Origin of the sequence: Methylobacterium nonmethylotrophicum (assembly GCF_004745635.1) — a bacterium.
GTDB classification, from domain to species: Bacteria; Pseudomonadota; Alphaproteobacteria; order Rhizobiales; family Beijerinckiaceae; genus Methylobacterium; species Methylobacterium nonmethylotrophicum.
This window is the reverse complement of sequence record NZ_SRLB01000006.1, coordinates 187,708-212,552: the sequence shown is the minus strand read 5'-3', so window position 1 is coordinate 212,552 and position 24,845 is coordinate 187,708. Positions and strand designations below refer to the sequence as shown.

General features: G+C 67.5%; 24 protein-coding genes and 2 tRNA genes. 14 read left to right on the top strand and 12 right to left on the bottom strand.

The window, feature by feature from the left end; all coding sequences use genetic code 11:
* Positions 1–11: 11 nt before the first annotated feature.
* The 5 genes from EU555_RS09825 to ruvB form a co-directional block, all read right to left on the bottom strand.
* The gene (locus tag EU555_RS09825) at positions 12–455 is read right to left on the bottom strand and encodes an ExbD/TolR family protein (RefSeq protein ID WP_135414479.1); all 444 of its coding nucleotides are present in this window, start codon (positions 453–455) and stop codon (positions 12–14) included.
* A 30-nt stretch (positions 456–485) separates the two neighbouring features.
* Positions 486–1,202 carry a protein TolQ gene (gene tolQ, locus EU555_RS09820; protein ID WP_135414478.1) on the bottom strand — a complete coding sequence of 239 codons (717 nt, stop codon included), beginning with the start codon at positions 1,200–1,202 and terminating at the stop codon, positions 486–488.
* A 184-nt stretch (positions 1,203–1,386) separates the two neighbouring features.
* Positions 1,387–1,791 carry a tol-pal system-associated acyl-CoA thioesterase gene (gene ybgC / locus EU555_RS09815; protein WP_135414617.1) on the bottom strand — a complete coding sequence of 135 codons (405 nt, stop codon included), beginning with the start codon at positions 1,789–1,791 and terminating at the stop codon, positions 1,387–1,389.
* A gap of 214 nt (positions 1,792–2,005) precedes the next feature.
* Positions 2,006–2,944 (bottom strand): metallophosphoesterase, encoded by a 939-nt coding sequence (locus EU555_RS09810; RefSeq protein ID WP_245524223.1) that lies wholly within the window; start codon positions 2,942–2,944, stop codon positions 2,006–2,008.
* The gene (gene ruvB, locus EU555_RS09805; protein WP_135414477.1) at positions 2,941–3,987 is read right to left on the bottom strand and encodes a Holliday junction branch migration DNA helicase RuvB; all 1,047 of its coding nucleotides are present in this window, start codon (positions 3,985–3,987) and stop codon (positions 2,941–2,943) included. The genes EU555_RS09810 and ruvB overlap by 4 nt, the downstream gene beginning before the upstream one ends.
* Positions 3,988–4,130: 143 nt before the next feature.
* On the opposite strand from ruvB, the gene chrA reads away from it, so the two are divergent.
* Entirely contained in the window at positions 4,131–5,522 is a 1,392-nt protein-coding gene (chrA, locus tag EU555_RS09800) for a chromate efflux transporter (protein ID WP_135414615.1), read from the top strand.
* Between the two features lie 159 nt (positions 5,523–5,681).
* On the opposite strand, the gene EU555_RS09795 is transcribed toward chrA, so the two are convergent.
* Positions 5,682–6,335 carry a glutathione S-transferase family protein gene (locus EU555_RS09795; protein WP_135414476.1) on the bottom strand — a complete coding sequence of 218 codons (654 nt, stop codon included), beginning with the start codon at positions 6,333–6,335 and terminating at the stop codon, positions 5,682–5,684.
* A 344-nt stretch (positions 6,336–6,679) separates the two neighbouring features.
* Between EU555_RS09795 and EU555_RS09790 the strand changes: the two genes are divergently transcribed.
* A complete protein-coding gene (locus EU555_RS09790) occupies positions 6,680–7,909 on the top strand; it encodes a polyhydroxyalkanoate depolymerase (RefSeq protein WP_135414475.1) in 1,230 nt (409 codons plus the stop codon).
* Between the two features lie 323 nt (positions 7,910–8,232).
* A complete protein-coding gene (gene rpsU / locus EU555_RS09785) occupies positions 8,233–8,529 on the top strand; it encodes a 30S ribosomal protein S21 (protein ID WP_135414474.1) in 297 nt (98 codons plus the stop codon).
* 160 nt (positions 8,530–8,689) lie between these two features.
* Here the strand turns inward: rpsU and EU555_RS09780 are convergent, their stop codons facing one another.
* Positions 8,690–9,073 (bottom strand): response regulator, encoded by a 384-nt coding sequence (locus EU555_RS09780; protein WP_135414473.1) that lies wholly within the window; start codon positions 9,071–9,073, stop codon positions 8,690–8,692.
* 440 nt (positions 9,074–9,513) lie between these two features.
* Here EU555_RS09780 and EU555_RS09775 point away from each other — a divergent pair, with 440 nt between their 5' ends.
* Positions 9,514–10,305, top strand: coding sequence for a class II glutamine amidotransferase (locus EU555_RS09775; protein ID WP_135414472.1), 792 nt, complete (start codon positions 9,514–9,516; stop codon positions 10,303–10,305).
* A 38-nt stretch (positions 10,306–10,343) separates the two neighbouring features.
* Here EU555_RS09775 and EU555_RS09770 read toward each other — a convergent pair whose 3' ends face one another.
* Entirely contained in the window at positions 10,344–11,834 is a 1,491-nt protein-coding gene (locus EU555_RS09770; protein WP_135414471.1) for a carboxypeptidase M32, read from the bottom strand.
* A gap of 391 nt (positions 11,835–12,225) precedes the next feature.
* A complete protein-coding gene (locus tag EU555_RS09765; RefSeq protein WP_135414470.1) occupies positions 12,226–12,426 on the bottom strand; it encodes a hypothetical protein in 201 nt (66 codons plus the stop codon).
* Positions 12,427–12,475: 49 nt separating this feature from the next.
* Between EU555_RS09765 and EU555_RS36090 the strand changes: the two genes are divergently transcribed.
* Entirely contained in the window at positions 12,476–12,640 is a 165-nt protein-coding gene (locus EU555_RS36090) for a hypothetical protein (RefSeq protein ID WP_167858502.1), read from the top strand.
* 36 nt (positions 12,641–12,676) lie between these two features.
* Here EU555_RS36090 and EU555_RS09760 read toward each other — a convergent pair whose 3' ends face one another.
* Both EU555_RS09760 and EU555_RS09755 read right to left on the bottom strand, forming a co-directional pair.
* Positions 12,677–13,435, bottom strand: a complete 759-nt coding sequence (locus tag EU555_RS09760; protein WP_135414469.1) for an AprI/Inh family metalloprotease inhibitor — start codon at positions 13,433–13,435, stop codon at positions 12,677–12,679.
* Between the two features lie 18 nt (positions 13,436–13,453).
* Positions 13,454–14,410 (bottom strand): 2-hydroxyacid dehydrogenase, encoded by a 957-nt coding sequence (locus tag EU555_RS09755; protein ID WP_135414468.1) that lies wholly within the window; start codon positions 14,408–14,410, stop codon positions 13,454–13,456.
* A gap of 275 nt (positions 14,411–14,685) precedes the next feature.
* On the opposite strand from EU555_RS09755, the gene EU555_RS09750 reads away from it, so the two are divergent.
* The 7 genes from EU555_RS09750 (at position 14,686) to EU555_RS09720 (ending at position 21,760) form a co-directional block, all read left to right on the top strand.
* Positions 14,686–15,777 carry an ABC transporter ATP-binding protein gene (locus EU555_RS09750; RefSeq protein WP_135414467.1) on the top strand — a complete coding sequence of 364 codons (1,092 nt, stop codon included), beginning with the start codon at positions 14,686–14,688 and terminating at the stop codon, positions 15,775–15,777.
* A 151-nt stretch (positions 15,778–15,928) separates the two neighbouring features.
* On the top strand, positions 15,929–17,239 hold the full coding sequence (locus tag EU555_RS09745) for an ABC transporter substrate-binding protein (protein WP_135414466.1): 1,311 nt from the start codon (positions 15,929–15,931) through the stop codon (positions 17,237–17,239).
* A 365-nt stretch (positions 17,240–17,604) separates the two neighbouring features.
* Positions 17,605–18,549 (top strand): carbohydrate ABC transporter permease, encoded by a 945-nt coding sequence (locus tag EU555_RS09740; RefSeq protein WP_135414465.1) that lies wholly within the window; start codon positions 17,605–17,607, stop codon positions 18,547–18,549.
* A 16-nt stretch (positions 18,550–18,565) separates the two neighbouring features.
* The gene (locus tag EU555_RS09735; RefSeq protein WP_135414464.1) at positions 18,566–19,456 is read left to right on the top strand and encodes a carbohydrate ABC transporter permease; all 891 of its coding nucleotides are present in this window, start codon (positions 18,566–18,568) and stop codon (positions 19,454–19,456) included.
* Between the two features lie 282 nt (positions 19,457–19,738).
* Positions 19,739–21,154, top strand: a complete 1,416-nt coding sequence (leuC, locus tag EU555_RS09730; RefSeq protein WP_135414463.1) for a 3-isopropylmalate dehydratase large subunit — start codon at positions 19,739–19,741, stop codon at positions 21,152–21,154.
* Positions 21,155–21,260: 106 nt separating this feature from the next.
* Positions 21,261–21,345 (top strand) — tRNA-Leu (locus EU555_RS09725).
* A gap of 330 nt (positions 21,346–21,675) precedes the next feature.
* Positions 21,676–21,760 (top strand) — tRNA-Leu (locus EU555_RS09720).
* A 379-nt stretch (positions 21,761–22,139) separates the two neighbouring features.
* Here EU555_RS09720 and EU555_RS09715 read toward each other — a convergent pair.
* Positions 22,140–22,337, bottom strand: a complete 198-nt coding sequence (locus EU555_RS09715) for a hypothetical protein (protein ID WP_167858501.1) — start codon at positions 22,335–22,337, stop codon at positions 22,140–22,142.
* A gap of 318 nt (positions 22,338–22,655) precedes the next feature.
* Here EU555_RS09715 and EU555_RS09710 point away from each other — a divergent pair, with 318 nt between their 5' ends.
* Together EU555_RS09710 and EU555_RS09705 are read left to right on the top strand one after the other, a co-directional pair.
* Positions 22,656–23,423 (top strand): DUF4422 domain-containing protein, encoded by a 768-nt coding sequence (locus EU555_RS09710; protein ID WP_135414461.1) that lies wholly within the window; start codon positions 22,656–22,658, stop codon positions 23,421–23,423.
* Between the two features lie 53 nt (positions 23,424–23,476).
* Positions 23,477–24,625 carry a UDP-galactopyranose mutase gene (locus tag EU555_RS09705; protein ID WP_135414460.1) on the top strand — a complete coding sequence of 383 codons (1,149 nt, stop codon included), beginning with the start codon at positions 23,477–23,479 and terminating at the stop codon, positions 24,623–24,625.
* Positions 24,626–24,845 lie beyond the last annotated feature (220 nt).

Genomic DNA, 24,845 nt, shown 5'->3' with positions numbered 1-24,845 from the left:
GCCACCCCGCCCTAACGCTGGTCGGGCTCGGTCACGAGGGCGACCTTCTTGAAGCCGCCGCTCGTCACGATCGCCATCACCTGGGCGACGCGGCCGTAATCAACCCGCTTGTCGCCGCGCACGAACACCCGCTCCTCGAAGCCGTCCTTGGCGGTGGCCGAGATTTTTCCGACGATCGCGTCGTCGGTGAGCTCGTCCTCGCCGAGGAAGACCTGGCCGGACTGGCGGATCGAGAGGGTGATCGGCTTCGAATCCTGGTTGAGCGGCGCGGCCTTCGTCTGCGGCAGGTCGAGCGGCACGCCGACCGTCATCATCGGCGCGGCGACCATGAAGATGATCAGGAGCACCAGCACGACGTCGATGAACGGCGTCATGTTGATCTCGTTGATCGCGCCGCCCCGCCGGCCACGCCGGCGACGCCCGCCGCCCTGGACCGCTCCGGAGGCCATGCCCATCTGGCTCAATCCTTCCTCAGACGTTGCGGATCAGGCCGCGAGCGCCATGCGCTCGTCGATCTGGCGCGACAGGATGGCGGAGAACTCGTCGGCGAAGCCCTCGAGGCGGCCCTGCGCCTTGGCCACCGAGGCCTGGAGCTTGTTGTAGGCGAGCACCGCGGGAATCGCCGCGAACAGGCCGATCGCGGTGGCGAACAGCGCCTCGGCGATGCCGGGGGCGACGACCGCGAGCGAGGTGTTCTTCGAGGCGGCGATCGACGTGAAGGCCGTCATGATGCCGAACACCGTGCCGAACAGGCCGATATACGGGCCGGCCGAGCCGATCGAGGCCAGGAACAGCAGGCGCGATTCCAGCCGCTCGACCTCACGCTGGATCGTGACGTCGAGCACCTTGTCGATGCGCTGGCCGAGGCTGCGGATCGAGCGGCCCGAGCCCTCGTAGGAGCGGCGCCACTCGCGCATCGCGGCGACGAACAGGGCGGCGAGCCCGGTCGCCGGCTTGTCGTTGTAGGCGCGGTAGAGCTCCTCCAGCGGCCGGCCGGACCAGAACTCCTCCTCGAAGGCGTCCATCTCCGCCTTGGTGCGGCGAAAGAGCAACGTCTTGTCGATGATGATCGACCAGCACCAGATCGAGGCCCCGAGCAGCCCGAGCATCACCACCTTGACGACGAAATGGGCCTGCCAGAACAGGCCGAACATCGTGATCTCGACCACGGGCATCGCCTGGGCGGCGTCGGCGGGATTCATGCGGCTGTCCTCGCGTCCCGGGCCGACTGAACGGCCCTCAGGCACTCCAACGGGATCGGGGCTTTTCGTATCGTGGTTCGATCGCGCCCGAATCTGTCGAAAGTAAGGGCCAGCGTTCCGCCAGGGAGCGTTCGCCCGCTGCGAGTTAAGCCCTCGGCAGGGTTAAGGAATGGTGAGCGATCCGTCAGCGCCGCGTGAGCGTCCGGCGCAGGGCCTCCGGCAGGCGCACCGCCCGGCCCTCGCGCACGCAGGCCACCACCACCTCGGCCCGCACCAGGGTCTCGTCGCCCCGGCGCACCTCCTGGGCGAGGTGCATCGAGGCGCCGCGCAAGTCGCGGGTTGCGGTGAGCACGGTGAGCGCGTCGTCCATGCGGGCGGGCTTGAGGTAGTCGAGGGTCATGCGCCGCACCACGAAGACGAGCCCGTCCGCCTCCCGGTGCAGCTCGGACTGGTCGCCGGCGAGCCCGCGCAGCAGCTCGGTGCGGCCCCGCTCCATGAAACGCAGGTAGCTCGCGTGGTAGACGAAGCCGGAGAAATCCGTGTCCTCGTAATAGACGCGCACGGCCAGGGCGTGGGCGTCCGGGGGCATGGTCTCGGGGTCGGTCACGCGGGGTCCTCGTCATGGCGCCTCCCCTCCCCCTTGTGGGGAGGGGCAAGGGGGTGGGGGTGGTGCCAAGTAAAGGTGTGTGGTGCCTCCTGCACCACCCCCACCCCTAACCCCTCCCCACAAGGGGGAGGGGAAGTGTCGGTCCTCACAAAAGGTTAGCCTTCAAGCCCGTCGCAAGCATTCATCTGGAGACACGTCACGCCACCGCCTCCGCCCCCAGCTCCACCACCACGATCTCCGGCGGCACCCCGAGGCGGATCGGCGCGATGCTGAGGCCCAGGCCCCCGGAGATCACGAGGTCGGACCGCTCGCGGACATGGCCGTAGGCGTAGCGGCCGGGATAGCGCGAGGGCACGACCGGCGACCAGCCGAACAGCCGCACCTGCCCGCCATGGGTATGGCCCGACAGGGTCAGCGCCACCCGGGCCGGCACCTGGGCGAAGATGTCGGGCTCGTGGGCGAGCAGGATCATCGGGGCCCCGTCCGGCACCGCCTTCAGGGTGGCGGCGAGGTCGTGCAGGCCGAGCCGGCCGCGGCCGGTGCGGCGGCGGACCGGCAGCAGGGCGAGCTGGTCCTCGAGCCCGGCAAGCCAGACCGGGCCGGCGCGGGTCGCGAGCGGCACCGCCTCGTTCGACAGCACGCGGATGCCGTTCCGGGTCAGCTCCGTGCCGGAAGCGGTCGGGCCGCCGCCGCGGCGCAGGGCGTCGGGGTCTTCCCACCAATCGTGGTTGCCGAGCACCGCATGGACGCCGAGCGGCGCGGCGAGGCCGCCGAGCACCGGCGCCCATTCGGCCGCGGGGATGATGCGGGTGACGTAGCGCTGGCCCACCATGAAGTCGCCGACCAGCACCACGAGGTCGGCCTGAAGCGCGTTGGTGGCCGCCACGATGCCGGCGATGCGCTCCAGGCTCATCCAGGGATCGCAGGCGTGGATGTCGGTGAGGACGGCGATGCGAAGGCGCAGCCCCGCCGGCCAGGGCGCGGCGGGATTGGGCCTGATCGCGTAGCGGGTCACCACCTGCCGGAACGGTTCGATCCCGGTGGCGTAGGCACCGGTGCTGATCCCTGAGAGCGAGACGACGCCCGCTCCCTGCAGCACGCGCCGGCGGGTGAACAGGCGCCGGCCCGTCCTCACGCCTCCTCGTCTCCCGTGAACAGCCCGTACTGCACGGTGGGGTCGCGGTTCGGCTCCGGCAGGCCGAGATGGCGGAAGGCATGGGCGGTGAGCACCCTGCCCCGGGGCGTGCGCTGCACGAAGCCCTTCTGGATCAGGTAGGGCTCGATGATCTCCTCGATCGCGTCTCGAGGCTCGGAGAGCGCCGCCGCGATGGTCTCGACCCCGACCGGCCCGCCGTTGAACGAGTGGGCGATGATGCCGAGATATTTCCGGTCCATCGTGTCGAGGCCGACCGGATCGACGTCGAGGAGACGCAAGGCCCGGTCGGCGATCGCCCGGGTGATGGTGGGCGCGTCCTCCACGATGGCGAAGTCGCGCACCCGCCGCAGCAGCCGCCCGGCGATGCGCGGGGTGCCGCGGGCGCGCTTGGCAATCTCGTTGGCGCCGTCCGGCGCCATGCCGATGCCGAGCACCCGGGCGCCGCGGCTGACGATCAGCTCCAATTCGTCGATGTCGTAGAATTCGAGCCGGACCGGGATGCCGAAGCGGTCGCGCAGCGGCGTGGTGAGGAGCCCCGCCCGGGTGGTGGCGGCGACCAGCGTGAATTTCGGCAGCTCGATCTTCACCGAGCGGGCGGCCGGGCCCTCGCCGATGATCAGGTCGAGCTGGTAATCCTCCATCGCCGGGTAGAGGATCTCTTCCACCGCCGGGTTGAGGCGGTGGATCTCGTCGATGAACAGGACGTCGCGCTCCTCGAGGTTGGTGAGCTGCGCGGCGAGGTCCCCGGCCTTGGCGATCACCGGGCCGGAGGTCGAGCGGAAGTTCACCCCGAGTTCCCGCGCGACGATCTGGGCCAGCGTGGTCTTGCCGAGGCCCGGGGGGCCGACGAACAGCACGTGGTCGAGGGCCTGGCCGGTCTTCTTGGCCGCGTCGATGAACACCTGGAGGTTGGCGCGCGCCGCCCTCTGGCCGGTGAAGTCGGCGAGGCTGAGCGGCCGGATCGAGGCGTCGGCATCGTCCTCGCGGCGCTCGGGGGTGAGGAGGGCTTTGGGCTTGCTCAAGCGGGACCTGACGGGTGTTCTGTTCGGCGGCGCGAGGCCGGCGGCACCCGCTCCCCGGATGTAATCGCTGGGCTCTGTCGCACAACGCGACCGATCGCGCTACGCTGCGGCTCCCCCGAACCGGAGCGCCCGACCCCGTGACGATGCCCGAGCCCGCGGCACGCAGCGCCCCGCCCACCCGGACGGCCCCCCGGCCCGTGACCCTGGCCGAGTCCCTGCCGGTCTGGCTGCGGGTCGCCGCCCTGTCCTTCGGCGGCCCGGCCGGGCAGATCGCGGTGATGCACCGGGTGCTGGTCGAGGAGAAGCGCTGGATCTCCGAGAACCGCTTCCTGCACGCGCTCAACTTCTGCACCCTGCTGCCCGGGCCGGAGGCGCAGCAGCTCGCCACTTACGTCGGCTGGCTGATGCACGGGCCCCGCGGCGGCCTCCTGGCCGGCGGGCTGTTCGTGCTGCCGGGGCTCCTCGCCATCATGGCCCTGAGCTGGGTCTACGTGCTCTACGGCCAGGCCGGCCCGGTCGCCGGCCTGTTCTTCGGCCTCAAGGCGGCGGTGCTCGCCATCGTGCTGGAGGCGGTCCAGCGCATCGGCCGGCGGGCCCTGCGCAGCCGGGTGATGCTCGGGCTCGCGGCAGCCGCCTTCGCGGGCATCTTCTTCCTCGACGTGCCTTTCCCGGTCATCGTCGTGGCGGCGGGCCTGATCGGCTATCTCGGGGGCCGGGCCGGGCATCCCGCCTTCCGGCCCGGGGGCGGCCACGCCGCGGGAGCATCGGACGGCCCCTACCTGTTCGGCGACGACGCGCTGCCGCGCGAGCGCGCCGCCTGGCGCGACACGGTCGCGACCCTGGCGATCTGGGCCGCGCTCTGGCTCGTCCCGGTCGCCGCGCTCCTCCTGGCCCTCGGCCCGGAGGACGTCTTCTCCCGGATCGCGGTGTTCTTCTCCAAGATGGCGCTCGTCACCTTCGGCGGCGCCTACGCGGCGCTCGCCTACGTGGCGCAGGCCGCGGTGGAGCAGTACGGGTGGATGAAGCCCGGCGAGATGCTCGACGGCCTCGGCATGGCCGAGACCACGCCCGGCCCGCTCATCATGGTGACGCAGTTCGTCGGCTTCCTCGCCGCCTATCGCGCCCCCGGCGCGCTGCCGCCGCTGCTGGCCGCCACGCTCGGCGGGCTGCTGACCACCTGGGTCACCTTCGCACCCTGCTTCCTGTGGATCTTCGTCGGCGCGCCGTATGTCGAGCGCCTGCGCGGCAACCGGGCGCTCGCCGGCGCGCTCGCGGCGATCACCGCGGCGGTGGTGGGGGTGATCCTGAACCTCGCCGTCTGGTTCGCGCTCCACACGCTGTTCCGCGAGCTGCACCCGGTCGTCCTCGGCCCGCTCACGCTCGAGGTGCCGGTGCTTGCGAGCGTCGACCCTTTCGCGCTGGCGCTGTCGCTCGCGGCGGCCGTGGCGGTGTTCCGCTTCCGGGTCGGGATGATCCCGGTGCTGGGGGCCTGCGCGGCGGCAGGGGTGGCGTTGCGGCTGGCGGGGCTGATCTGACGGGTTGGCAGAGGCAACCAACAGACCTTCCACTCACCGGCATCAATAAAGCGCGGGATCCCCCCTCCCGCACCTTGCTGCGATACAGGGCCGGCCCGGCATCGCCTGGAGAGCGGAGATGTGCTCTGCCGTCATTCGGATCGATCAAGAGGAAATCCCTCAGAACTCCATGTCGAGTTCTTCGATCTCCTCCGGCTCGTCCTCTGCCGCGGCGATCCACTCGCGCATCAGGTCCCAGTCCATGATCGTGTCGCGATAGGCGGCGCAGTCGGGCGGCAGGTCGACGCCGTAGGTGACGAAGCGGGTGCAGACGGGCGCGTACATCGCGTCCGCCACCATCGGCCGCTTGCCGAACAGGTAGGGACCCCCGTGGGCCTTCAGCGCCTCCTGCCAGATCTCCACCACCCGGGCGATATCGGCCTGGGCGCCGCCCCACAGCTTGAAGTCGGTGTAGCGGGCCCGCAGGTTCATCGGCAGCGCCGAGCGCAGGTTGATGAAGCCGCCATGCATCTCGCCCGAGATCGAGCGCGACCAGGAGCGGGCGGCGAGGTCGTCGGGAAGCAGCCCGGCCTCGGGGCGCACCTCGGTCAGGTACTGGGCGATGGCGAGCACGTCCCAGACCCGTACCCCCCCGTGGGTCAGGCGCGGCACCAGGAAGGACGGCGTGAGGTGCAGGAGCTCGGCCCGGCTCGCCGGATCCCCGGACAGCACCTCGACCGTGAAATCGAGCCCCGCCATCCGGCAGAGCAGCCAGCCCCGCAGCGACCAGGACGAGTAGTTGCGGCTTGAGATCGTCAGCGTCGCCTCGGCCATCCGGTCCTCCCCCGGGGCCGACGTCGCGCGGCCCGCCTTCCTCTCAGGTTCGAACCCGGACGATCCAAGACTCGTGCCGAAGTCTCGCGTGCCGAGGACTCCCGTGCCGAAGACCTGCCCCGAGGAGGCAGGCCGAGCAGGGTCGGGATGGAGACGTCGGGACAGGATCGGCACGGCTCGACTTGGCGACAGCGCGACTTGGCACGAGGGTCGCATCCCGAATCGGCAAGGGGAGCGGCGCGTGCCGCGCTTCACCGAAAGTCCGGTCGCGCAGGACGAAGCGTTGCCTTACGCCTGCGGGCGGGCCGCTTCCCGCGCGTGTCCGTGAGGGAGTGCCCGGGCCGATGCTCTACGATGCCTTCGAGGTCCAGTCCGACCTCGCCGCCGCCACCCGCGCCTGGGGGCGGGTGCTCCACGATGGCGCGACGCCCTGGACGGAGGCCGGCTACGGTGCGCCGGCGACCTGGGTCTCGGCCGCGGCCCGGATGATGATGCGGGCGGGGCTCACCCATGCCCGGCCGGCCTACGGGATCGGGACGGTGCGGGTCGGCAACCGCGAGGTGCCGGTGACCGAGGAGGCGGTGCTCTCGACGCCCTTCGGCACCCTGCTGCGCTTCCGCAAGGATCTCGTCAGCGAGCAGCCCCGGGTGCTGGTGGTGGCGCCGCTCTCCGGCCACTTCGCCACGCTCCTGCGCGGCACCGTGCGCACGCTGCTGCCCGACCACGACGTCTACATCACCGACTGGCACAACGCCCGCGACGTGCCGCTGAGCGCCGGCCGCTTCGGCTTCGACGACTACGTCGCCCACCTGGTGCGGTTCCTCGAGACGATCGGCGAGGGCGCCCACCTCGTGGCGGTGTGCCAGCCCGCCGTGCAGTCGCTGGCCGCCGCCGCCGTGATGGCCGAAAGCCGCAACGCGGCGCATCCGGCCAGCATGACTCTGATGGCCGGGCCGATCGATACCCGGATCAACCCGACCAAGGTCAACGAACTGGCGACCTCGCGGCCGATCGACTGGTTCGAGCGCAACCTGATCGCCACCGTGCCGCGCCGCCATGCCGGGGCCGGGCGGCGGGTCTATCCGGGCTTCATGCAGGTCGCGGCCTTCATGTCGATGAACGCCGCCCGCCACAACCACGCCCATCTCGACCTGTTCTGGCACCTCGCGGAGGGCGAGGGCGACGCGACGGCGCGCGCCAAGGCGGACCAGATCGAGACCTTCTACGACGAGTACTTCGCGGTGCTCGACCTCGCGGCGGAATTCTACCTTGAAACGGTCAAGACCGTGTTTCAGGACGCGACGCTCGCCCAGAACAAGCTGACCTATCGCGGCTCGGCCATCGACACCCGGGCGATCCGCAAGACCGCCCTGATGACGGTGGAGGGCGAGCGCGACGACATCTGCTCCGTCGGGCAGACGATGGCGGCGCACGACCTCTGCACCGGGCTCAAGCCGTTCCGCAAGCGCCACCACCTCCAGGCCGGGGTCGGCCATTACGGCGTCTTCTCGGGCCGCAAGTGGGAGGGCCAGACCTACCCGCTGGTGCGCAGCTTCATCCAGGCCAACGCTTGATCCCCCGGGCGCCGTCGCCCAGAAACGACGTCATCCGGCGCGCGGCCCGTTCGAGGCGCGTGAGACGCTCAAATTTCGGTCAGGCGGCCACTCCCCGGTTGGAAGTCGCGGCGGAGTGGTGTAAGGCCCCGATCAGGCGCATACCGTGCGCCGACAGCTTGCGCCGGGCTCCGGTGCGACCGCGATGTGACGTCAGCCCCTCCCGGCCCTTCCAGGTCCGGGCCGTGGGGCGCATTTCGGTTTGCCGGGCAGGCAGCCATCCGGGCGCGTTCCGCGCAAGGTCGGCCACGTTTTTCGGAATTTCGACAAGAGGACATACACCCTTGCAGGTACTCGTTCGGGACAACAACGTCGATCAGGCGCTCCGCGTGCTCAAGAAGAAGATGCAGCGCGAGGGCATCTTCCGCGAGATGAAGCAGCGCAAGGCCTATGAGAAGCCGTCGGTGCGCAAGGCCCGCGAGAAGGCGGAGGCCGTGCGCCGCGCCCGCAAGCAGGCCCGCAAGACCGCCATCCGCGAGGGCCTGATCGCCGCGCCGAAGCCGAAGCCCCGCGTCGGTGCTCCCCGCCGTCCGGCCCCGGCCTCCGCTGCCCCGGCCGCGGCTCCGGCCGCCAACGCGTAAGCCGTCGGCTGCGCCCCGCCGCCGGGCGGGGCCGCTTTCGAGACGTGAGCCCGACGCCGCGAGGCGATCGGGCTTTTCGCGTTTCTTCGAGTCTGCGGCGGCGCAAGGCCGCCGCCTCGTTCCTTGGGGTCTGCGGCGGCGCAAGGCCGCCGCTTCAGGGTCAGGCCGCCGCCGCGTAAGCGGCCCGCTCGGCCTCGACCAGCACGTCGAGGGGCCGCCAGGGCTTCGGCATGTAGATGGCGTGGTCCGGCACCGCCTGGGTCGCGCCCGGCCGCGAGGTCACCACCAGGCGCACGTCCGGCCAGTCCCGCTCCACGGTGCGGGCGAGCGCCGCGCCATCCATCTCGCCGGCGAGCTGCATCTCGGTGAAGAGCAGCGCGACCTCGGAGCCGTGCTCGCGCATCACCGCGAGAGCGTCGGCGGCGCTGTCGCAGGCGATGACCGCGAGGTCGGTCTCCTCCAGGATCGCCGCCGCGAAGTCGCGGACGGATTCGTCGTTCTCGACCACGACGGCGATCGGACCGGTGGATGCTGCTCTGCCCATGAAGCCTCCTGTCTTTATCGAGTGTTCTGGTTTCCCGGGTGTGCGTGGGTGCTCGGGACGATGCTGGGTCGATCGGCCGTCCGACGAAGCGCCCGGCCGCCCCCGGTGCGCGAGGCGGGGCGGGCGAGAGCGACGGACGGGGATCGAGCGCGGGGCGAAGGCCGGAACGCGGACCGGAAGCCGGCTACGCGAACACGCCCGCGCGAGCATCAACGACTCAATCCTGGGATTGATCCCGGCAAAAGGTCCTTCTTCGCCAAGAGCTGCGGACCGAGGCGCGATCCGGCGGCGGAGCCGGCGATGCTGCCTAACCCATGGGCATGCCGCGGCGCATTAACGAGCTGTTCACCGTGCCGGGCGGAATGTTACCTTTCCATGACGGCGGCGGACGAGGCACGGCCCGGGCGGGACCGGCACACGCCGCGGGAGGTGAAGAGCCGATGTGCCGCTTCCTCGCCTACCACGGCGAACCGGTCTATCTCGACGAGCTGGTCTGCGCGCCGACCCACTCCCTCGTGCACCAGTCGCTGCACGCCACGGAGGCCCAGACCGAGACCAACGGCGACGGCTTCGGCATCGGCTGGTACGGCGAGCGGCCCGAGCCCGGCCTCTACCGCGACGTGCGGCCGGCCTGGTCCGACGAGAACCTGCGCAGCCTCTCGCGCCAGATCCGCGCCCGTACGTTCTTCGCCCATGTCCGCGCCGCGACCGGCACCGCGACCACCCGGGCGAACTGCCATCCCTTCGCCCATGGCCGCCACCTGTTCATGCATAACGGCCAGATCGGCGGCTACCCGCGCATCCGCCGCCGGCTCGAGGCGCTGATCCCGGACGGGCTCTACGAGGCGCGCCAGGGCACCACCGATTCGGAGGCGCTCTTCCTCCTCGCCCTCGCGCACGGCCTCGAGCACGATCCCGTCGGCGCCATGGCGGCGAGCCTGTCGGCCGCCCGCGGCCTGATGCGCGAGGCGGGCATCGACGAGCCGCTGCGCTTCACCGCCGTGCTCACCGACGGCGAGAGCCTCACCGCCTATCGCTGGGCCTGCGACGGCCGCCCGCCGAGCCTGTACTGGCGCGAGACCGGCACCGGCCTCGCCGTCGTCTCCGAGCCGATCGACGGCCGGCGCGCCGGCTGGGCCGAGGTGCCGAAGGGCGGCACCCTCCTGGCGCGCCCGGGCCAGCCGGTCCGGGTGGCCGGGCCGGGGGAGACGGGGCTTCGGGTGGCGGCCTGAGGGTCCGGTCCCGGGAACCGGTGACCAGGCGGTACCGGTCAGGCCTCGAGGTAGCGCCGCCGCAGGTGCCCGAGGAAGATGTCGGCCGAGAGCGGCCGTCCGGTCGCCTCGGTCAGGATCGCCTGCGTGCCGAGCGCGCTGCCCTTGCCATGCACGTTCGCGCGCAGCCAGCCGACGAGGGGCGCGAAGTCGCCCCGGGCGAGGCCGGGGCGCAGGTCCGGCTCGGCCGCGCAGGCGGCCTCGAACAGCTGGGCCGCCATCATCGCGCCGAGCGTGTAGGTCGGGAAATAGCCCCAGGCGCCGCCGGGCCAGTGGATGTCCTGCAGGCAGCCCTGCGCGTCGTCGGGCACCGTCAGCCCGAGGAGCCGGTGCATCCCCTCGTTGAAGGCGCCCGGCAGGTCGCCGATCTCCATCTCGCCCCGGATCAGCGCCCGCTCGAGCCGGTAGCGCAGCAGGATATGGGCCGGGTAGGTGCACTCGTCGGCGTCGACCCGGATGAAGCCGGGCGCGACCCGGGTGTAGATGCGGTGGAGCGCATCGGCCTCCCAGGCCGGGCCGGTGCCGCCGAAGGCCTCCCGCACCAGCGGCGCCAGGTAGGCGACGAAGTCGCGGCTGCGGCCGGCCTGCATCTCCAGGGTGAGCGACTGGCTCTCGTGCAGGCTCATGCCGCGGGCCGCACCCACCGGCTGGCGGCGCCAGGCGGCAGGGCGGCCCTGCTCGTAGAGGGCGTGGCCGGTCTCGTGCAGCACGCCCATCAGGGCCCGGGCGAAATCGGATTCGTCGTAGCGGGTAGTGATGCGCACGTCGTCGGTGGCACCGCCGCAGAACGGGTGCAGGCTCACGTCGAGGCGGCCCCGGTCGAAGTCGAACCCCGCCGCGCGCATCAGCGCGAGCCCGACCTGGCGCTGAGTCTCGACCGGGAACGGCCCCTCGGCCACGGGCACCGGTCCCGCCGCCGCCTGGCGCGCCTGCGCCTGCGCGATCAGGCCCGGCAGCTCGGCCTCGAGCACCGAGAAGAGCGGGTCGATCGCGGCCTGGCGCAGTCCCGGGTCGTAGCTGTCGAGGAGCGCGTCGTAGGGCGAGAGGCCCAAGGCCTCGCCCTTCGCCCGGCCGATCTCGCGCTGGAGCCCCAACACCTCGGCGAGGTCGGGCCGCAGCAGCGCGAAATCGGCCGTGCGGCGCGCCTCGCGCCAGGTCATCTCGGCCCGCGAGACGGCGCGCGAACTCGCCTCGACGAGGTCGCGCGGCACTGCCGCGGCGTGGGTGTGGGCCCGGCGCATCTCGGCGAGGTTCGCCCGCTGCCAGGCATCGAGGCCGCCCTCCCCGTCCGCCACGGCCAGCCGGTCGGCGGTGGCGGGATCGGTCAGGAGGTCGTGGGCGAGCCCGCGCAACACCGCGATCTGGTCGCCTCGCCCCTCCGCCGCCCCGTCCGGCATCAGCGTCTGGGCGTCCCAGCCGAGGATGCCGGAGGCATCCTCGAGGGCGCTGATCCGGGCGAAGGTGGCTTCGAGGGCGCGGTAGGCCTGCATCGGGTCAGTCCGTCGGGGAGGAATCGTCGTCGGGTTGTCGGACGAGTGCGTGCGGGCTGGCAAGGACCCGTTGCGACCCGAAGCCGGGCCCGTCTCGTCGGCATGATCAGACGCTGCGGCTTGGAGGCACCGGCCCGTTCGACGTGTCACGTGGCTTCGTCGCGAATGGGGTGCGACGGCACATCTAATATATAATGACCCTTCAGGATTTTCTATTTATATTCAATATTGATATCGTTCTGCCTGAGCGGTCCCCACGACAAAATATTGATAAATTAGAATAATCTGATATGGGAGCGACACTGTTTTTATTCAAAATGAATTCGAATGTGTTTTTCGTCGGATCGGCGCTTACGTTCGCTTCATCGACGAACGAGCAGCGCTGTCCGGGTTAGAAGTCATCGAGGAACGGCATGGCCAATGCCATGCACTGCCTGCGTCCCTCCGCGATGATTTCCGGATCGCCCGGAAGGTCGCAAGCGCCGAGCGTCACGGCAGCGATCACCGCAACATGTCTCGCACCGTCGAGTCGTCTGGCCATGTGCAGCCGCACCCGGTTCGTCGGCCGTCGATACCAGCTTTCGTGGAGCATCCCGCCCGTCCCGTCCGCCCTGGCCCGGCCGGGACGCGCGAGCCGCCCGGTGTTCGAGAATGGCGGCCTCGACGCGACGCGGGCGACCGTGCCGGCGGACCTCCCGTCCTTCGCGACCGCCCTGCACGCCGCCCCGGCCGCGCGGGGTCCGGCCTTCCGCGAGCTCGCGCAGCACCTGCGCGAGGCCATGGCACGGCCGCAGGTCGCGGCGTGACGGAGGTGTGCCGGCGCGCTCGGTGGGACGAATCCCTCACGGCTCCACCCGCCGCAGCACGAAGGTCGTGCCGATCTCGGGATCGCGCCGCCAGCGCCCCTCCCCCACCGGGACCAGCTCGACGCTGTGGCCGCGCCGGGCGACGAGGACGAGGCGGCCGGCCTCGTAGTGCCAGGCAGTGGGATCGAACAGCGCCAGGCCCGGGTCGCGGCAGCCCTCCTGAACCTGGGCGCCGTCGGCCCTGAGCATCACCCGGCAGACGTCCTTCTCGATGAAGCGGTCGAGGGTGTAGAGCCCGGTCACCGCGGCGGCGGTCGCGGGGGCCAAGGCCCAGCTCTCCCGCGGGGCCGACGGCGCCGAGAGGGCCGCCGGCGTGACCAGCGGCGCCTCGGGCGCGGCCGGCCGCGCGCCGGCCTGGGCCAGGCTGTAGCGCTCGCCGGTCGTGGCTTCGGCGGTCCAGGCGCCCGGGCCCTCGGGCGCCGCGAAGGCCAGCACCGGCTGACCCTCCCGGTCGAGGAACTGGATCAGGCCGCCCTCGCGGCGCCAGCCGCTGAGGCCGTTGACCACCGGCAGGGCCCGCCGGCAGCCGGCCGGGAAGCGCAGGGCCTGGCCGACCGGACCGGCCTCCGCCGCCAGCATCAGGCCGCAGCGGCGGAAGCTGCCGTCGAGGGCCAGCTCCCACGTCCCCGCCGTGCCGGGGTCCCGGGGCGGGCCCGGCTCCTGCGCCGCGGCGCCCCCGGCCCAGATCGCCGAGGCGGCGAGACCGAGGACGGCGAGGCGGCGGCGCAGGCGCATGGACGTGGCTCTCTCGTCTTAAGCCTTCCAGGGGGTCTCGGCCACGGGGGTCACCGGACCCTTGCCCTGGAACCAGGAGGTCAGGTTATCAACGACGAGCTGCCCCATCGCGTTGCGTGTGTGGTGCGAGGCGGAGCCGACATGTGGCAGCAGAACCGCATGATCCTGCGCGATCAGGGCGTCGGGCACCTTCGGCTCGTCGGCGAACACGTCGAGGCCGGCGCTCTGGATCGTCCCGTCGGCGAGCGCCGCGGCGAGCGCGTCCTCGTCCACGAGGGTGCCGCGGGCCACGTTGATCAGGACGCCCTGCGGCCCCAGCGCCTCCAGCACCTCGCGGCCGATCATGTTCTTCGTCTCGGGGCCGCCGGGTGCCACCACCATCAGCACGTCGCAGGCCTTCGCCATCTCGATGAGCGTGGGGAAGTACTCGTACGGCACGTCCGTCTGCTTGGAGCGGCCGTGATAGGCGATGGGGAGCCCGAAGGCGACGAGGCGGTGGGCGATCGCCCGGCCGATGCGCCCGAGCCCGAGGATGCCGATCTTGCGCCCGCGCAGGGTGCCGGTGAGCGGGTAGGGCTTCTCCAGCCACTTGCCCTGGCGCAGGTAGCGGTCGACCTGCGGGATCTGCCGCACGGTGGCGAGCAGCAGGCCGACCGCCAGGTCCGCCACCTCGTCGGTCAGAACGTCCGGCGTGTTGGTGACGATCACCCCGCGCCGCCCGCAGGCGGCGGCGTCGATCGTGTCGTAGCCGACGCCGAAATTGGCGACGATCTCGAGCTTGGGCAGCCGGTCGAGCAGCGCGTCGTTCACGTGGACGTGGCTCACCGCCATGCCGCGGATCTTGCTCCCGACCTCGTCGAGGAAGCGCTCCTTGTCCTCGGCCTGGTCGCCGCGGTGAAGGGTGAAATGCCTCTCCAGGCTCTCGGTCACGAGCGGCATCATCGGCCGCAGGATCAGAACATCTGTGGACTTCAAGCCTGTCTCCCGGTGGTTTCTGGCGCATCCGACGATGGACGCATGGCGAAGGCGCTTGATCTTGCGCCGCGCACGCCCGATGATGGCCGCCAACGCGAGAGGCGGCAAGACAGGCTGCCCCGTTCTTACGGGTTGAGGGAACACCCCAATGAGCGCCGGATGCCCGAGCGGGGGCCTGTCTGTCGTTTCTCTGTCGTCTGCCTTTGGCAGCGCTGCCACTCCGGTTCGCGCGCCACGCGCAACTGTCTCTAGACACAAGTGACCACGAGGAGCCGATGGCCGGGCTGGAAATCAGGAACGTGCGCAAGTCGTTCGGGGCCACCCCGATCCTGCACGGCGTCTCGATCGACATTCAGGACGGGGAGTTCGTCATCCTGGTCGGCCCGTCGGGCTGCGGGAAGTCGACCCTGCTGCGGATGATCGCCGGGCTCGAGAACATCACGGCGGGCGAGATCCGCATCGGGTCGCGGGTCGTCAACGCGGTGCCGCCCAAGGAGCGCGACATCGCCATGGTGTTCCAGAACTACGCGCTCTACCCGCATATGACGGTGCGGGACAACATGGCGTTCTCGCTGAAGCTCAGGAAGGCCGCCAAGGAGGAGATCGAGAGCCGGGTCAGCCGCGCCGCGGCGATCCTCGGCCTCGAGAAGCTCCTCGACCGCTATCCGCGCCAGCTCTCCGGCGGCCAGCGCCAGCGCGTCGCCATGGGCCGGGCGATCGTGCGCGACCCGCAGGTCTTCCTCTTCGACGAGCCGCTCTCCAACCTCGACGCCAAGCTGCGCGTGGCGATGCGGTCCGAGATCAAGGAACTGCACCAGCGGCTTCGCACCACCACCGTGTACGTCACCCACGACCAGATCGAGGCCATGACCATGGCCGACAAGATCGTGGTGATGCATGACGGAATCGTCGAGCAGGTCGGCGCCCCGCTCGAGCTCTACGACCGGCCCGACAACATGTTCGTTGCCGGCTTCATCGGCTCGCCGGCGATGAACTTCCTGAAGGGCAGGATCGCGGGCGAGACCTTCCGCACCGACAGCGGCCTGACTCTGCCGCTGCCGGCCCGCGGCGCGCGCCCCGCTGACGGCATGCCGGCGGTCTACGGCCTGCGGCCGGAGCACGTGCGCCTCGCCGAGGGCGGGGTGCCGGTCGAGGTCGCGGTGGTGGAGCCCACCGGCTCCGAGACCATGGTGCTGGTGCGCCCACCGGGCGGCGGCGCGCAGGACATCGCCGCGGAGGTCGCCCGCGACATCGCCTGCGTGTTCCGCGACCGCATCGGCGCCGGGCCGGGCGAGCGGATCAGCATCACGGCCGATCCCGCCCTCGTCCACCTGTTCGACGCCGACAGCGGCCGCCGCCTGAACTGACGACGATCTCCGGCCGGCCAAAGCTCCGGCCGGGCAAGACGCAGGCCCGCCAAGGCGCAGGCCCGCCAACACGCCTGCCGAAGAAGCGGGACGCCATCCCGCCACTGACCGCCCCACCCCCCCACGACGACGTTCCGGGAGAGACGCCACGATGTCAGCCTTCGATCGCCGCCAGATCCTCAAGGGCGGTGCCGCCCTGGGCCTCGCCTCCGCGGCGGGCCTGGAGGGCTTTGCCCGCGCCTGGGCGCAGGAGAACCAGTGGAAGCCCGAACAGGGCGCCTCGCTCAAGCTCCTGCGCTGGAAGCGCTTCATCCCCTCCGAGGACGAGGCGTTCATGCGCCTCGTCGACGCCTTCACCAAGGCCACCGGCGTGCCGGTGAGCGTCACGAGCGAGTCGTTCGACGACATCCAGCCGAAGGCGTCGGTGGCGGCCAATACCGGCCAGGGCCCGGACATGGTCTGGGGCCTCTACTCCTTCCCGGCCCTCTTCCCGTCGAAGTGCATCGAGGTCGGCGACGTCGCGGACTACCTCGGCAAGAAGTACGGCGGCTGGCTGCCGGCGGCTGAAGCCTACGGCAAGGTCAAGGGCAAGTGGATCGCCATCCCGATGGCGTTCAACGGCGGCTACCTCAACTACCGTGTCTCGGCCATGAACAAGGCCGGCTTCCAGAAATTCCCGGATGACCATGCCGGCTTCCTGGAACTGTGCCGGGCGCTGAAGAAGAACAATACCCCGGCCGGCTTCGCACTCGGTCACGCCACCGGTGATGCCAATTCCTGGATCCACTGGGCGCTGTGGTCGCACGACGCCTACCTGGTCGACGCCAACGAGAAGATCGTCATCAACTCGCCGGAGACCGCCAAGGCGCTCGAATACGTCAAGTCCCTCTACGAGACCTTCGTGCCCGGCACGGTGTCGTGGAACGATTCGTCGAACAACAAGGCGTTCCTGTCGGGCGACCTGTACCTGACCAACAACGGCATCTCGATCTACGCCGCGGCCAAGAACGAGAAGAAGGACATCGCGGCGGACATGGACCACGCCGCCTACCCGGTCGGCAAGTCGGGCAAGCCGACCGAGTTCCAGCTCGCCTTCCCGATCCTGGCCTACACCTACACCAAGGCACCGAACGCCTGTAAGGCCTTCATGGCCTTCGCGCTCGAGGCCCAGAACTACAACGCCTGGCTCGAGGCGTCGCAGGGCTATCTCTGCCACCCGCTCCAGGCCTATGCCAAGAACCCGATCTGGACCGCCGACCCGAAGAACAAGGTCTTCGGCGAAGCCTCGACCCGCACGCTCGCGGCCGGCGGCCTCGCCCCGGTGAGCGAGAAGGTGGCCGCCGTGCTCGCCGACTTCGTGGTGGTCGACATGTTCGCCGCGTACTGCACCGGCCGCGAGGACCTGAAGAGCGCGATCCGGACGGCCGAGCGGCAGGCGCAGCGGATCTTCCGGTCTGCCTAGCGCCCCCCCGTCGACGGACAGAGCACGTCCCCCGCTCCCGTGCGGGAGAGGGGCTAAGCATCATTCGCCGAAGTGGTCACCGGTTCGGCGTCGAAAATGATGCACAAACAAGGGCTAAGCAGAGTTGCCCCATGCAACTCTGCTTAGGGGTGAGGGTGGCTCGGCCTCCGCATGAACCGCCGGGCGTCGAGCCGCACCGCTCGATGGTTCAGGGTCATGGCGGAAGCCGCGCCACCCTCACGCGGGCCTTCAGGCCCGGGCGGGATCTTCGATCCCCCGACCGCTCTCCCACACGGGAGAGGGGAGAACGCGCCCCCGAGGGGCGGCGGGTCCCAACACAGAGAAACACCCGGAGGAGGCTCACCGTGGCCGACATCGCCCTCGCCCGCCACGCAGCGGCGGCGCCCACGACCAGCTCGGTCTGGAGCCGGTTCCGGGCCAGCCGCGGCTGGCTGGGCTTCTGGTTCATGCTGCCGGCAGCCGCGATCCTGCTGCTGTTCCTGGCCTATCCGCTGGGGAAGGGCATCTGGCTCTCGCTCACCGACACGCGGATCGGGCGCGGCGGCAGCTTCGTCGGGCTCGAGAACTACGAGTGGCTGTCGGACGACAGCGTGTTCTGGCTCTCGGTGTTCAACACGCTGGTCTATACCGGCTTCGCCTCGGTGGCGAAGTTCGCGATCGGCCTCTACCTGGCGTTGCTCCTCAACAAGCGGCTGCCGTTCAAGGCGCTGATCCGCTCGATCGTGCTGATCCCGTTCGTCGTGCCGACGGTGCTGTCGGCGCTGGCGTTCTGGTGGATCTTCGACAGCCAGTTCTCGATCATCTCGTGGTCGCTGCGCCATCTCGGCCTGCTCGACCGCAACATCGACTTCCTGGGCGATCCGACGATGGCGCGGATCTGCGTGACCTTCGCCAACATCTGGCGCGGCGTGCCGTTCATCGCCATCACGCTGCTCGCCGGCCTGCAGACCGTCTCGCCCTCGCTCTACGAGGCGGCGACGATCGACGGGGCGACGCCGTGGCAGAACTTCCGCCACATCACCCTGCCGCTGCTCACGCCGATCATCGCCGTGGTGATGACCTTCTCGGTGCTGTTCACCTTCACCGACTTCCAGCTGATCTGGGCGATGACCCGCGGCGGGCCGGTGAACGCGACGCACCTGATGGCGACCCTGTCCTACCAGCGCGGCATCCTGTCGGGAAATCTCGGCGAGGGCGCGGCGATCGCCACCGCGATGGTGCCGTTCCTGATCTTCGCCATCGGGATCTCCTGGTTCGGCCTCCAGAACCGCAAGTGGCAGACCGGCTGAGAAGGAAACAGCAAGAATGGCCGCGACCGCGACCCCCGACACCCCCGACAACAGCGAGGGCATGGCCTATCTCGACACGCTGCCGAAGCGTGTCGTCACGGTCTACCTGCCGCTCTTCGTCATCATGGTGGTGCTGCTCTTTCCGTTCTACTGGATGGCCTTGACGGCCATCAAGCCGGACGAGCAGCTCATCGACATGGAGACCTACAACCCGTTCTGGGTGGTCTCGCCGACGCTCAAGCACATCGCGAAACTGCTGTTCCAGACCAACTATCCGCTGTGGCTGTGGAACACGATGATGATCTCGGTGGCGGCCACCGTGCTGTCGCTGTTCGCCAGCGTGCTCGCGGCCTACGCGATCGTGCGCATCCGCTACAAGGGCGCGGTCGCGGTCGGCGCGGCGATCTTCCTCGCCTACCTGGTGCCGCCCTCGATCCTGTTCATCCCGCTCGCCACCATCATCCAGGCCTACGGGCTCTACGACTCGCCCTTCGCCCTGGTGCTGGTCTACCCCACCATCCTGATCCCGTTTTCGACCTGGCTCCTGATGGGGTACTTCAAGACCATCCCCTACGAGCTGGAGGAATGCGCGCTCATCGACGGCGCGAGCCGCTGGCAGATCCTGCTCAAGATCATCCTGCCGCTGGCGGTGCCGGGATTGATCTCGGCCGGCATCTTCTCGCTCACCCTGTGCTGGAACGAGTTCATCTACGCGCTGACCTTCCTGTCCTCGACCCAGAACAAGACCGTGCCGGTGGCGGTGGTGAGCGAGTTCGTCGACGGCGACATCTATCGCTGGGGTTCGCTGATGGCGGGCGCGCTCGTCGGCTCGCTGCCGCTGGTGATCCTGTACTCGTTCTTCGTCGAGCACTACGTCTCGGCCATGACCGGAGCGGTGAAGGAATAGACCCCGGGAAGACAGCAACCGCTGCCTGGTCGAACGGCTTCGGTCGACCAGGCCAGGCAAGCCGGCCGGATGCCCTGCCTCGAAGCACCGAGGCTGGGGCATTTGTGAGAGGCAAGGGCGCGTCGGCACGCTTGCGGCGCCTGCATCCCCTTGCGGCGCCGTGGGGCCTACCGGTCCGCCGACGAGACGGTTACATGACGGATCCCGGGCCGGAACGCCGCGCGCCCGGTCTCATCGTCAGGTCTTCGTGACAAGGCAACAAACCCCAAGGCCACAATCCCAATGACTGCCCCTCGCACCCTCTACGACAAGATCTGGGACGACCACGTCGTCGATCGTCAGCCGGACGGCACCTGCCTCCTCTACATCGACCGTCACCTCGTGCACGAGGTCACCTCTCCCCAGGCCTTCGAGGGGCTTCGTCTTGCCGGGCGCCGGGTGCGCCACCCGGAGAAGACGCTGGCGGTCGTCGACCACAACGTCCAGACCTCGGACCGCAGCCTCGGCATCGAGGATCCCGAGAGCCGCACGCAGATCGACACGCTGGCCGAGAACGTGCGCGAGTTCGGCATCGAGTACTACGACGCCCTCGATAAGCGGCAGGGCATCGTCCACATCATCGGGCCGGAGCAGGGCTTCACCCTGCCGGGCCAGACGATCGTCTGCGGCGATTCCCACACCTCGACCCACGGCGCCTTCGGGGCGCTCGCCCACGGAATCGGCACCTCGGAGGTCGAGCACGTGCTCGCCACCCAGACGCTGATCCAGAAGAAGGCGAGGAACATGCGCGCCGTCGTCGACGGCCGCCTGCCCGCCGGCGTCACCGCCAAGGACATCATCCTGGCGATCATCGGCGAGATCGGCACCGCCGGCGGCACCGGCCACGTGCTGGAATATGCCGGCGAGGCGATCCGGGGCCTCTCGATGGAGGGCCGGATGACGATCTGCAACATGTCGATCGAGGGCGGCGCCCGGGCCGGCATGGTCGCCCCCGACGAGACCACCTTCGCCTACATCAAAGACCGGCCGAAGGCCCCGAAGGGCGAGGCGTTCGAGCGCGCGCTCGCCTACTGGCGCACCCTCGTCTCCGACGAGGGCGCGCATTTCGACCGCGAGATCCGTCTCGACGCGGCCAACCTGCCGCCGATCGTGACCTGGGGCACGTCGCCCGAGGACGTGATCTCGGTCCAGGGCCGCGTGCCGGACCCGGCCCAGATCGAGGACGAGAACCTGCGCTCCTCCAAGGAGAAGGCGCTCTCCTACATGGGCCTGACCCCGGGCCAGAAGATCACCGACATCGCCCTCGACAAGGTGTTCATCGGCTCCTGCACCAACGGCCGGATCGAGGACCTGCGGATCGTCGCCCGGATGGTCGAGGGAAAGAAGATCCACCCGAACGTCTCGGGCATGGTGGTGCCGGGCTCGGGCCTCGTGAAGCAGCAGGCGGAACAGGAAGGCATCGCCCGGATCCTGATCGAGGCCGGCTTCGACTGGCGCGAGCCGGGCTGCTCGATGTGCCTCGGCATGAACGCCGACCGCCTCAAGCCGCACGAGCGCTGCGCCTCGACCTCGAACCGCAACTTCGAGGGCCGTCAGGGCCACAAGGGCCGCACGCACCTCGTCTCCCCGGCGATGGCCGCGGCCGCCGCGATCGCGGGCCACTTCGTCGACATCCGCGAGTGGCCGGCGGGACTCTGAGATCTCGCGCCTGACGCTTCGTTCGAAGCGGCGGAGTTCGGCGTTGACGCCGGCTCCGCCGCCGACTAAACGACCCATACCGCGGCGCTGCCAGGCAGCGCTTCGGGCCCAGGTGGCGGAATTGGTAGACGCGCTGGTTTCAGGTACCAGTGGTGCAAGCCGTGGAGGTTCGAGTCCTCTCCTGGGCACCAACGACCGTTCGAGACTGATGTCTCACGGCGTTGGGCCTCTCGATCCCGGACAATCGTCGATCGAACCCCGGCGAGACGCTCTCGATCAGGGATCAGCTCTTGTGCATGGCGATGCTTGCGGGCTCCCGGGATGCCGGCCTGCCATCGTCGCGTCGCACCTCAGTCGGCAACCCTAAGGTCCGGGCGTCGACCGGACCGATGAACCTCGACGACAAGAAGCGTCCCGAGACCCCGTCGGACGCCCGTCAGAAATCCGCGCCGGCCACGTTGACGGCACGGCCGGCGCCCTCTAAACGACGGTCACCGCGGCGCTGCCAGGCAGCGCTTCGGGCCCAGGTGGCGGAATTGGTAGACGCGCTGGTTTCAGGTACCAGTGGTGCAAGCCGTGGAGGTTCGAGTCCTCTCCTGGGCACCAACCACTCTCGGAGTGGTTGATGCACTCAGAAATCCTGTAGAACCGAGAACTTGAGGCCGGTCAGGTGGTATTGATGCCTCTCGCTGTGGGTTGTCCCAGGGAGCATCTCAAGACCGGTGGCTATTGGCTCTGCAGGGCGGTGCCAGTCGACTGAGTGTCTCTCGTCGATGCGCGCGAGGAGAAGCGGCCCCTTCTGCACGTGAGTCCGTCGACGCCAGGGGGGGGTCACGTCGAGGAAACGGCCAGGCTTTGGGCCCGATGGTCAGTTCTCCGCAGCGGACGCCATACCCGACCGCTGAGCCTCGTATCCGGAAGCCACCAAGCGTTCTGACTGACCGTGAAGCCCACGAGCGTGCGGCGTGGAAGCACGAGGTTTGGCTCAAGCGATGAGGCGAACGTCAAAATGCCGTTCGAGCCAAGCGGATAGCGTGAGCGCTGCACGATCCGGGAGGAGGTCGATCTCGCGGTGGCGGTCGAGATCGATGGCGGCCGCGCCGCAACGGCTGTCCTTCCTGATCGCCCAGTCGTCGATGCCGGCGCGGCGGGCATCGGCAAGGCGGGTGTCGAGCCGCAGCACGGTCGCGCGGTCGCCGGCCTGTGGAGATGCCTGAGACCACGCCAAGCGACCATCGACCTGCCGTTCGAGGATGTTCTTCCACCCATCCCGTGCGCCTGACTGCCGGCACCGCTTCCGCTTACCTTGACACCTTGGACTAACAAGGTAGTGTCAGGAGGCACGCGGGGGTTAGTTTGTCTTGCCGTTTCAGCCAGTTGTTCTGATCGATCAAGTTCAGGTGCACTAGTTCAGAGATTTTGTTGTGCATCGCTCAAACGATCGCCCGCACGTTCCTTCGGTCCAGCCGCTCGATCATTCATAGTAGTGGAGCCTCTCTTGATGGACCGACCGGTCGATGTAGACGTAAAAATCTATGCAACCTTCCACAGAGATTTTCCATTCGTATCAGATTGTTCATGGATTTATCCTGTTGCGGCAAATAATTATCAGTCGAATGGGATTGATTTACGTGATGATAGCGGAGACAACATTGCAGAAAAAAACCTTTATTTCTGCGAAATTACAACTCACTATTGGGTATGGAAGAATAGGAAAAGTGACGCGGTAGGGTTCTACCATTATCGTCGATATCTTGATTATGCACCTGCACAACCTGGATATGCGGTGAGCGATCAACTTCGGCATCTCACATCTGATGTTCAGCATGATAAATTAGTGCAGCTTCTCAAGATTACAAACGTCATTATTTCTCAACGCGAGTCTTTCGGTGAGAGCATAGAGGCACATTACCGTCGCCACACACAGGGAACGGCGTGGGATAATTTTATCAAGGTTCTGCCCGAAGTGCATCCGAAGTATGGGAACTATATATCTTATTTTAATTTATCGACAATCAGCACGACTCGTAATATATTTGTCATGTCTTGGCCATTCTTCGATCATTATATGTCAGAATTGATGCCCTTGCTGGAGAGGCTCCATAGCGTCGAAGGCGTATCAGGACACGAATTTTCTGACCGATATCCAGGATTTGTGGCAGAGCGGTTTCTCGGATTATGGCTTCTCGTCAACAATATAAGACATCTTGAGGTGCCGTTCGCATTCATACCCGATCCAGTCGGCGCGGCAACCGGGCCTCAGACATGAGCGAGTCGTTGCAAATGAGTGTCGTTTGTCTTTGGCGGACCAATGAGTGAGCCGTGTCACAGTCAAACCAGAAACACATACTCATCGTTGGGTCGGGTTTTGCTGGTTCCGTCTATGCAATAACTCTAGCGGAAGCAGGATATTGCATTACTCTCATTGACAGGAGAGCGCATATTGGCGGCAATGCCTACGATACAACTGATGGCAATGGCATAAGAGTGCATGCCTATGGGCCTCATTTATTTCATTCGAAATCAATTAGAGCTATAGAATGGATAAAACAATACGGGAATTTTAGCCCTTACCGCCATCGAGTCCGCGCTTTGTTGCCGGATGGGAGATTTGCGCCCCTTCCGATTAATATCGAGACCATTAATACTGTCTTCGGGAAAACCTTTGAACACGCGACTGAGACTGAAGATTTTCTGAAAAATATTGCTGAGCCTATCGCCATCCCACAGAATGCTGCAGAGTATCTTTATAGTCGTATAGGCAAAGAATTGACTAATCTATTCTTCAGACCATATACAAAAAAAATGTGGGGCACAGATCTTGAAGACATGTCAGAAACTGTCGTAAGAAGAATACCAATTAATTTTGATAAATCCGATACTTACTTTGACAGTTCCGAAACACAAATGATCCCGGTCAATGGCTATACTGGCTTGTTCAGTAAAATATTAGATCATCGAAATATCACTGTTTTGTTGAACACGAAATTTGAAAAATCAATGGAGAGAGATTTTTCATATTGTTTTAATTCGATGCCGATTGACGAGTATTTTGATTTTTCCGAGGGAGAACTTCCATACCGATCAATCAAGTTTCATCATAGAAGCGTGACATCTATGGACGTAGAACATCAAGATTTCCCAGTCGTCAATTTTACAGACAATAGAGCTTATACTAGGGAAACTGCATGGCATGTGCTGCCGCATCATATCGTATCGGAGTCCGGACGAAGAACTTTGACACTTGAGGAACCGTGTGATTATCGAATCAATGATCATGAAAGATACTATCCCATCAAGACAGCCGACGGGCGCAATCAGAAGATTTACGAGACGTATCGAAAAATATCTGAGGATTTGCCGAGATTGAGTTTTATAGGGCGGTGTGGAACCTATCAATACTTAGATATGGATCAAGTGATAAATCAATCTCTTGCGGGAGCACATGCTTGGCTTAGAAACCACAGATAAAATATAATTCGAAAATTCAAAGACGCTTACTCGTTTTGAGAAACGCTTGCTCCGCTGCACGATGCGGACGGGCCGGGACCGAGCGCATCCACAGTACGATAGTCATGGTCCTGCTTGCAGCCGCGCCTGCCGGACCCGCCGTCTGCGATCATCACGCGACGACACGCCGGTCAGAATCTGCTGAAGGCGACCGGCCGCTCTCGAGCAGGGCCACCGCCTC

What these genes read in the sequence shown, in the direction of transcription:
- EU555_RS09825 (WP_135414479.1), bottom strand. Translation starts at nt 455, where the DNA reads ATGGGCATGGCCTCCGGAGCGGTCCAGGGCGGCGGGCGTCGCCGGCGT.
- tolQ (WP_135414478.1), bottom strand. Translation starts at nt 1,202, where the DNA reads ATGAATCCCGCCGACGCCGCCCAGGCGATGCCCGTGGTCGAGATCACG.
- ybgC (WP_135414617.1), bottom strand. Translation starts at nt 1,791, where the DNA reads ATGCCCCCGGACGCCCACGCCCTGGCCGTGCGCGTCTATTACGAGGAC.
- chrA (WP_135414615.1), top strand. Translation starts at nt 4,131, where the DNA reads ATGCCCGAGCCCGCGGCACGCAGCGCCCCGCCCACCCGGACGGCCCCC.
- EU555_RS09795 (WP_135414476.1), bottom strand. Translation starts at nt 6,335, where the DNA reads ATGGCCGAGGCGACGCTGACGATCTCAAGCCGCAACTACTCGTCCTGG.
- EU555_RS09790 (WP_135414475.1), top strand. Translation starts at nt 6,680, where the DNA reads ATGCTCTACGATGCCTTCGAGGTCCAGTCCGACCTCGCCGCCGCCACC.
- EU555_RS09780 (WP_135414473.1), bottom strand. Translation starts at nt 9,073, where the DNA reads ATGGGCAGAGCAGCATCCACCGGTCCGATCGCCGTCGTGGTCGAGAAC.
- EU555_RS09775 (WP_135414472.1), top strand. Translation starts at nt 9,514, where the DNA reads ATGTGCCGCTTCCTCGCCTACCACGGCGAACCGGTCTATCTCGACGAG.
- EU555_RS09770 (WP_135414471.1), bottom strand. Translation starts at nt 11,834, where the DNA reads ATGCAGGCCTACCGCGCCCTCGAAGCCACCTTCGCCCGGATCAGCGCC.
- EU555_RS09765 (WP_135414470.1), bottom strand. Translation starts at nt 12,426, where the DNA reads ATGCTCCACGAAAGCTGGTATCGACGGCCGACGAACCGGGTGCGGCTG.
- EU555_RS09760 (WP_135414469.1), bottom strand. Translation starts at nt 13,435, where the DNA reads ATGCGCCTGCGCCGCCGCCTCGCCGTCCTCGGTCTCGCCGCCTCGGCG.
- EU555_RS09750 (WP_135414467.1), top strand. Translation starts at nt 14,686, where the DNA reads ATGGCCGGGCTGGAAATCAGGAACGTGCGCAAGTCGTTCGGGGCCACC.
- EU555_RS09745 (WP_135414466.1), top strand. Translation starts at nt 15,929, where the DNA reads ATGTCAGCCTTCGATCGCCGCCAGATCCTCAAGGGCGGTGCCGCCCTG.
- EU555_RS09735 (WP_135414464.1), top strand. Translation starts at nt 18,566, where the DNA reads ATGGCCGCGACCGCGACCCCCGACACCCCCGACAACAGCGAGGGCATG.
- leuC (WP_135414463.1), top strand. Translation starts at nt 19,739, where the DNA reads ATGACTGCCCCTCGCACCCTCTACGACAAGATCTGGGACGACCACGTC.
- EU555_RS09710 (WP_135414461.1), top strand. Translation starts at nt 22,656, where the DNA reads ATGGACCGACCGGTCGATGTAGACGTAAAAATCTATGCAACCTTCCAC.